Genomic DNA, 7,569 nt, shown 5'->3' with positions numbered 1-7,569 from the left:
AGAATAGAGATATTCTCATCGCCCAGAATACGGCGATTATAGCCATTAAGAAGGCTTATGACGCAAAAGGTATCAATATTCCATTCCCAATTAGAACAATTGATTTTACTAATAAACTGTCAGTCAATAAGGAATAAGAATTACAAATATTCAGACAAAAAAAACCGGCTAAATAGCCGGTTTTTTTGTTTTAATTCGAACTCTAGAACTTTAATCCCAAACTAAACTGTAACCTCGGACCTTCACTTCCAGCGAAGATGCTCGCCTTAGCCTGAATTGCATCTGCACTGTTTATCCAGAGTCCACCACCATAACTATCATGCCACTGGTTACTAGACTCATCATCCAACCACACTCGACCTAGATCGTAACCTCCGTAGATCCCGAGCTGGAAAGGCAGAAAGCTAGTAGATACGGTATCAAAGGAATACCTAAGATCTGCACCAGTACCAAAAGAGCTTTTTCCAGAATACCTCTCAAATCTATAACCTCTTAGTCCGCTATTCGCACCTAATTGAGCCGATTGATAAAATTCAAACTCATTCCCAATATTTATATGTGCTTCTGCTCTGGTCTTCAATACAAGTTTTCTATCCCTTGTCAGAGCATTATAAAAGCCCATATATGGTTTAAAATAACCAAATTGACGATCAATATCTGCTGTATTCAGTTTTGCGCCCAGGTTCAACTCAAAAAGCATCCCTCTGGTAGGAACCAGAACATCGTCATAACTTTCATATCTATACATAGCATCGAGACCTGCAAAATATTTTCTCTGAAAAATATCCTCTTCTGAATTGGTGAATACTTCAGATAAATAACGATTATCATTTTCGGTTACTTCAATAGACTCAAAACTTGCTGTGAATCCGAAAAAGCTACCAAATGGAGTTTTATTGACTAATGCAGCTTTTGCTGAAATTTCATTAATCCCTACCCTGTTATAATCCATTCCTAATTCATCTTCTGGGTTAACGGTCTCATTTCCGAAGCCAAAAAAGTTATCTGAATAATCCGGACTTTGGAAATTAGCTCCTAATTGCAAGTTGTATTTTCCAACGATATTTGCAAATTCCGCCTCATAACCTAACTCAAAACCATTTGTTGCAGAATGATATTCCGCAGAAACAGTATGCTGAGAGGTAAAAGGATTTCGCTTAAATTTATTGATAGCCTTCACATATTCCAACTGAAAATTGAAAGCGTCATCTGGATTATAGCTAAAATCAGGTAAGATAGATCCAGACGCAAAGGTTTTTTTATCCTTATCATACGTATTGATCTCGTAATTATCTGTAAGCCGAAGTTTAGCGTTGTCTAATTGATTTATAGTATTCGGCAGTGATTGATGATCATAAAGCTTTAATTTTGAACCATTTGTAATTGTGTATTCATCATTGTTCTGACCTCCAATCAATCGTACATATATCGCAGCCTTCCCCTCTCCATTCACAAAAATTTTGTCATCATCATCAAGTCCATAAACCCAGATCTCATTGGTCTCGTCTTTCTTATAGACTTTATCGCTTAAAATTTCAGCTCTTTCTCCTTCCTTATTACGAGTAATGGTCACCCTCGTATTTCCATCTATCAATCTTTCAATATCTATGAAATCATCTTTATCTGTTCCGGTTACGATCGCGAGATCAGCTAATTTTTCATAATATCTATTGGCTATATCAACTAAATTATCTCTCCTACCCTGTACATTTCTAATAAGTTCCTGAGTAGCCTCACCAGTGGTTTCCGAGGGTAAATTAGAAAATGCCTTCTGAATTGCTTCATCGGTTACATTTTCCTTTATGTACTCTGCCTGCTCTATCCACGTATTTTTGCCGGTATTTTGAAGTAGTGATCTATCTAACCCCATTGCTGCGATATTGAACCATTCAACATCTTTAATATCATCTCCATAAACAGCGAATTGATTGGCAAATCCTGTGATCGCTCTTAGTGTTCCAAAAAACGCTCCATCAAAATTGCTAAACACCTGGTCTCGATCCCTGGGAATAGCTTTAAAAATGTGTTTGTCACCTTCTTCAATTTCTGCCCATCTCCATTGATCCTGATGCCTGTCCCAATCACCAATAAGCATGTCAAATAAACGCGAGCGAACATATATAGACTCATCCAGTAAGTATTTTTCATCTCTACGCAGTCTTTCCAGCATGTCTGATGTACTTACAATATCATGATCTGGTTTCCCAAAAGACTTGTAGCCTTTCCAACCTTCTTCAGGTCTTTCAACGATCATATAGATATCATCACCATGCACAGAATTGTATTTTCCTAGTGCTTCCTGCTTAGGCAGGTAAAATATTTCAGGATTAGTATGATAAACTCCTGCAGCTTCGCTAAGCTCTGGAATTGCCATAAATCCGAATGGATGTGCGGCGGTATAGAAGTCTGTAAGCAAGTTTTCTGCTACCGTATTCTCTAATTTGTTTTCTACAGGCTGATTTTTAAAGGCTACACTCTGTAAAAATCTTAGTGCATCTTTTCGAACTCTTCTAATATTATATTCTCTTCCCTGTCTGTCTTTCACTCTAAGTGATACGGTTTGATGTCCGCCGCCTTCACGAACTACTTCTAATCCACCATAAAGTGTATCCAGATCTGCAGTTCTCAAAGTGATCTCTGTACCATAAAGTTCCCGATAGCGTTCACCCCAAACGGTTTCATGAACCGGACTTTTCTCTGTATCCTCTTCCCTGTAAATTGAAGTAGTATAAGTTTCAGGGAATTCATCTGGATAATCCTGAAGTTCGAATGGTACAGGAGTCTCCAAAACTTCAGTTTGATAAAGCAACTTAGGTTTGTTCTCCTGGTTTCCGTAGAAACTTACCCAGGAAGAACCGTCTTTAAAAACATCGAGTACCGCAAATCCCTGTCCTGGATACGCAAACAATCCATCATTACTCAAAGTTGCATAAGAAGCCTTTGAACCGGAACCTGAAACGATTTGCTTTACACTATCATGCTCAATGTATTGTAGGGAATGTTCGTGTCCCGAAGCAAAGATCACTCGCGAAGAACCTTGTGCAATGGTACTCAAACGTGTTGCCAGAGATTTATATCGATTGTTCTGAGCATCCTGAATAGACACACCACCAGTTGTTCTAATTAGTGTTGCTAATGACCCTAAAATTGGAAGAGGGATTTTCTTTTGAGAAGGATAAATATGCCTGTCGAAAGTATATTGCCCACCATGTACACCATTCGTATAGATTGGGTGGTGAAGTGCAATTACAATGGTTTTATTCTGATTCTTTTTGATCTCAGATTCTACTTCCAGGAACATTGCTTCCCGCGTTTTGATCTGCTCACAATTATCATTGATCTTGGGATTGTCGTTCCAATCTTCTAAATACCATTGAGAATCTATGACAATCATCTGGATATTATCAGAAACTTCAATAGACTCCATTCCACAGCCTATTTCAGGACTCCACACAAGAATATCTTCAAATTTCTCTTTCAAATAATCTTTCTGTCTATCAAGTCCTTCCAGCTTCTCATTGTACCAATCGTGATTTCCAGGTATAAAAACCACTTTCCCCTCGTAATTTTCGATTGCATCCAGCTGTGCGTCCAATCGATATTCAGCCTCTTCTCTTCCCGAAGAACCTTCAGCAGGCATCCCGTCTGGATAGATATTATCACCTAAGAAAATAGAAATATTTTCCGTTTTCTTTACTGAATCAAGGTATGATTTGAAGGCTAACAGACCTAGTGAAGAACCGCCCGGAGGCGAATAACCACCATCACCCAGCAGGTAAAATGATTTCTCAATCTCTTTATTAGAGGGATATCCAAAATCTGAAGTTGATTCTCCATCCCTGTATTTAGGCTCAAGACTGGCACAGGAAATGACCAGTAAAGTTGTAAGTATACCGGCGAAAAGTTTAACTTTTTTCATAGAAAACTGTGGTCATTATTTTTTGTAATTTGGTCCTTGGAATCAAAAATTCATGTATGAATAATCTCGTTGAGAAAGCTGAAAAATTTGTTGAAGATTTATTTAAAGAAAAGTTACCTAACACCTTTATTTATCATAACTACCAGCATACTCAGCGCGTGGTTAAAAGTACTAAAGAATTAATCGAGAATTCTGAAATTAATGTTAAAGACAAGGAGGCATTACTCCTTGCTGCATGGCTGCATGATACCGGTTATATCCATACATACAGAGGTCATGAAGACAAAAGCGCAGAGATCGCGGAAGAATTTCTTCTGAAGGAAAACGCTACTCAGGATCTTATAGATTTGGTTAAGCAATATATCCTGGTGACCAATTTCAGTAATATTCCAAAAACGCCAGGTGAGAAAATAATACGTGATGCCGATAGCTCTCATTTTGGTAAGGAATACTTTGAAGAAACCAGTGAATTCCTGCGACAGGAATTGGAAATGCATAATATCAAAAACTTCACTAATGCGGAGTGGCTTGAGGAGAACATTTATGTTTTTACTGAAAAGCACACCTACTATACAGATTATGCCCTGCAGGAATGGAACCCAAAAAAGGAAGAAAATTTACTGGAGCTTATAGAAGACAAGAATAAGCAGGAAAAGAAATTAAAGAAAGAAGAGCATAAAGCCCGAATGAAGGCCAAATATAAGAATGAAAACCCGGAGAGAAGTATTCAGACGCTGTTCAGGGTTACTCTTCGAAATCATATAAAACTGAGTGACATTGCCGATACTAAGGCCAACATTTTACTTTCGGTAAATGCGATCATCATTTCACTGGCACTTGCCAACCTGATCCCCAAACTGGAAGCAGAGTCCAACAAACATTTACTTATTCCAAGTTTAGTACTAGTACTTTTCAGTGTTGCGTCAATCATTCTTTCGATTCTTTCTACACGGCCAAATGTTACAACCGGAGAGTTTACTAAAGAACAGGTTAAAAACCGGAACGTGAATCTCTTATTCTTCGGAAACTACCATAAGATGCCTTTTGATCAATTCAAATGGGGTATGAACCAGTTGATCAAGGATAAGGATTACGTATACGAAATGTTGATGCTGGATCTTCATCTTTTAGGTAAGGTCTTACATAGAAAGTATTTCCTACTTAGAATGACCTATACGGTATTTATGTTAGGAATTATTATTTCTGTAATCGCTTTTATAATGGCTTTCTACCTAATGTAGTTCTTCCATTAAATCTTCATAATTGATCGTCCTTTCCGGATGGTTGGAATCGGGTGAATATAATATGTTCACCCTTATTGCTTTAAGTCCTACCACTCCCTGTACATCTTCCAGTTCTAACAGTTCAACATTATCACCAAAGTAATTTTTTGCCTGTAGGTACTTGATATACTGTAAATACTCTCGCTCATCACTTGCCTGAGAGTAAACGATTGTAAGTTTTCCTTTTTGAGTTACACGCTCCTCTGTACCTTTTACAAAAGCCTTGTCGATTCGTTTTTTAATGATTTCATAACGAGCATTATAAGTTCCGTCTACATCGAACTTTTTCTCATCCATTCTGTATCTTATAGACATGGTGCTATTAAAAACCAGGATTAACGAAGCCGCTTCCAGCATCACCGGAGTTCTTTCCTGTAATTGATAGAACCTGTTCTCCATTTCGCACATCGTACTCAACTGCCACAATCTCAGGTTGAATAAGTAAACTTTGTTGAATGGCCGCTTGTTAGCCATAGATGCGCCTATATACATGTTGTGATCTACACCATCAGTTTTATATCGCTCAAAGTAATGCGGATAAATATTCTGCGCCTGTACCTGTCGCTTATCGATATAGCGCGACATGGTGCGGTTTATTTGTTGTACTGTCTCGTCATATTTTTTTCGGTGATTATAGACTAAACCGGTTTCAGGATTCAGCATGCTGGTATACTTTTCAACGAGTTCCCTGATTTCTTCAGACTGCTTTTTTAGATGGCTCATCAAAGGATTCACTTCTTTCTTCAGCAGATTAAAAACTTTCTGTTCACTGCTGGCATTCAGTCTATCCTGTAGCTCTTCTTTGAAGTCTGAAACACGGTACTTGACCTGATCATAAATTGGAAGTTCTTCAATTTTGTAAGCTTTATCGATGATGTTCATGATAATCTCCAACTGATCCATTAGATCACGTTTGATTGCATCATTCCTGGCTTCAGAAGAAGCAACGATGTCAATCTGGCCATACAATGGAAAAACGTCCTTGAAGGTAATATCCTTAAAAGAAGCAAGTCCGTCCTTATCCAGATCCTTGATAAACTTTTTGGCTTCTCTTTCGAACACCCAAAGAACACTTGGATGGATAGAAGTACACTCACTTTGAATTACTGCTTTAATCCTATTTTCGAAATCGTTGCGGTTTCTCTCGACCGTAGTCACGATATAAGGCAGTATATCGTCTAGCTTTATAGCATTGATACTATTTAATTCATTCTTCCTGCTGGACGCCAATTCTAAAATCCCCAGGAGTTTACCATTCTTAGCAACTGGAGCTAAGAGACAACTTTTCACATCGTTCTTAATCAGATTCTTAGACAGCAGGTTGTCGTTTTTACTTGCATAAGAGTCTACATTGGAAATAGTGAAGTATGCATTATCATCTATTAGGGTTTTAAAACCTTTTTCACAAATACCCGACTCACAATCATTGATTAGAACTTCGTCCAGAATAAAACTCTGAGTCTCTTTGTTATCCATTCTTTCAAAAACCATTTCCTTTTTGTTGAAAACAGTGAAACCAACCCGAAGGTCTGAAATGTTATAAATCGAACGGAATATCTCCTGTAGTTTAGCCAACTCCTCCTCTTCGTTCACTTCTTCGAAAAGCAGGGTAGTCTTTAATTCTGAAATGGCATCATCTATAGTAACATCGGTTAAATTAACGATGGTAAAACCTTTGAAAACATAACTATGTGGTGGAATCTTTTCCTTCCAGAGTTCGATATCATCCACATTTTGCAATAGAATATCTACATCTTTCTGGGTGATTTCCGGTGCATCATCTTTACGAATAATGTCGACAAAATCAGCGTTCATAGATATCCTGTAATGACGTTTTATTCCGTCTTCATCCGGAATATCATAGTAAAGTGGTCTGGAAATATCTATTTTGTATCCGTAGGATTTCAGTATTTGTATACTTGAAAAGATATAAATAAGCTCCTCATCCATATTCCGGAACATCAACTTAAAATCTTTTCCAGCATTCTTCAGAATAGCTTTCAATCTTTTGGAAATATTGAAGAGAATATTATGGAATGGAACCGCTGCAGCTTTGATCTCATTATTAGATAAAATGTTCGGAAACAGATCATCCAGCAAGATATTAATGGGAGCGTGATATTTCTTTAAAAGTTTTGGGTCTGAAAAACCTTCAGATAATTCCGGGAATTGACTAACATGGTCAAGCATTTTTTGCATGTACTCCCTGGAAATCTCACTTTCTATCTCATCAAGCTCTTTTTGATACTCTTCGATCACTTTGTGAAAGCTAATCTGAATATCAAATGGAAAATCTTTTAATTGCTGCAACATAACCTGATAATTTAAGGTAAAATTAAATGTAAATGTAGCCTTGAAAGAGCAACG

General features: G+C 37.5%; 3 protein-coding genes and 1 pseudogene. 2 read left to right on the top strand and 2 right to left on the bottom strand.

The features are described from left to right. Positions 1–137: pseudogene (locus tag QZ620_RS05815) on the top strand (mechanosensitive ion channel family protein); the annotation flags it as partial. Positions 138–202: 65 nt separating this feature from the next. On the opposite strand, the gene QZ620_RS05810 reads toward QZ620_RS05815, so the two are convergent. Further along, positions 203–3,919 carry a metallophosphoesterase gene (locus tag QZ620_RS05810; RefSeq protein WP_295179944.1) on the bottom strand — a complete coding sequence of 1,239 codons (3,717 nt, stop codon included), beginning with the start codon at positions 3,917–3,919 and terminating at the stop codon, positions 203–205. Positions 3,920–3,975: 56 nt separating this feature from the next. Here QZ620_RS05810 and QZ620_RS05805 point away from each other — a divergent pair, with 56 nt between their 5' ends. Beyond that, complete coding sequence (locus tag QZ620_RS05805; RefSeq protein ID WP_295179943.1) at positions 3,976–5,160, top strand: Pycsar system effector family protein; 1,185 nt, start codon at positions 3,976–3,978, stop codon at positions 5,158–5,160. Here QZ620_RS05805 and QZ620_RS05800 read toward each other — a convergent pair. Then, positions 5,152–7,515, bottom strand: a complete 2,364-nt coding sequence (locus QZ620_RS05800; protein WP_295179941.1) for a GAF domain-containing protein — start codon at positions 7,513–7,515, stop codon at positions 5,152–5,154. The two genes, QZ620_RS05805 and QZ620_RS05800, sit on opposite strands and share 9 nt — an antisense overlap. Positions 7,516–7,569: the final 54 nt, after the last annotated feature.

It is taken from the genome of uncultured Christiangramia sp. (assembly GCF_913046405.1).
Taxonomy (GTDB): domain Bacteria; phylum Bacteroidota; class Bacteroidia; order Flavobacteriales; family Flavobacteriaceae; genus Christiangramia; species Christiangramia marina.
This window is presented reverse-complemented; position numbering and strand designations above follow the sequence as displayed.

Excerpts from the sequence above, each read along its gene's own strand:
- QZ620_RS05810 (WP_295179944.1), bottom strand. The coding sequence starts at position 3,919 with ATGAAAAAAGTTAAACTTTTCGCCGGTATACTTACAACTTTACTGGTC.
- QZ620_RS05805 (WP_295179943.1), top strand. The coding sequence starts at position 3,976 with ATGAATAATCTCGTTGAGAAAGCTGAAAAATTTGTTGAAGATTTATTT.
- QZ620_RS05800 (WP_295179941.1), bottom strand. The coding sequence starts at position 7,515 with ATGTTGCAGCAATTAAAAGATTTTCCATTTGATATTCAGATTAGCTTT.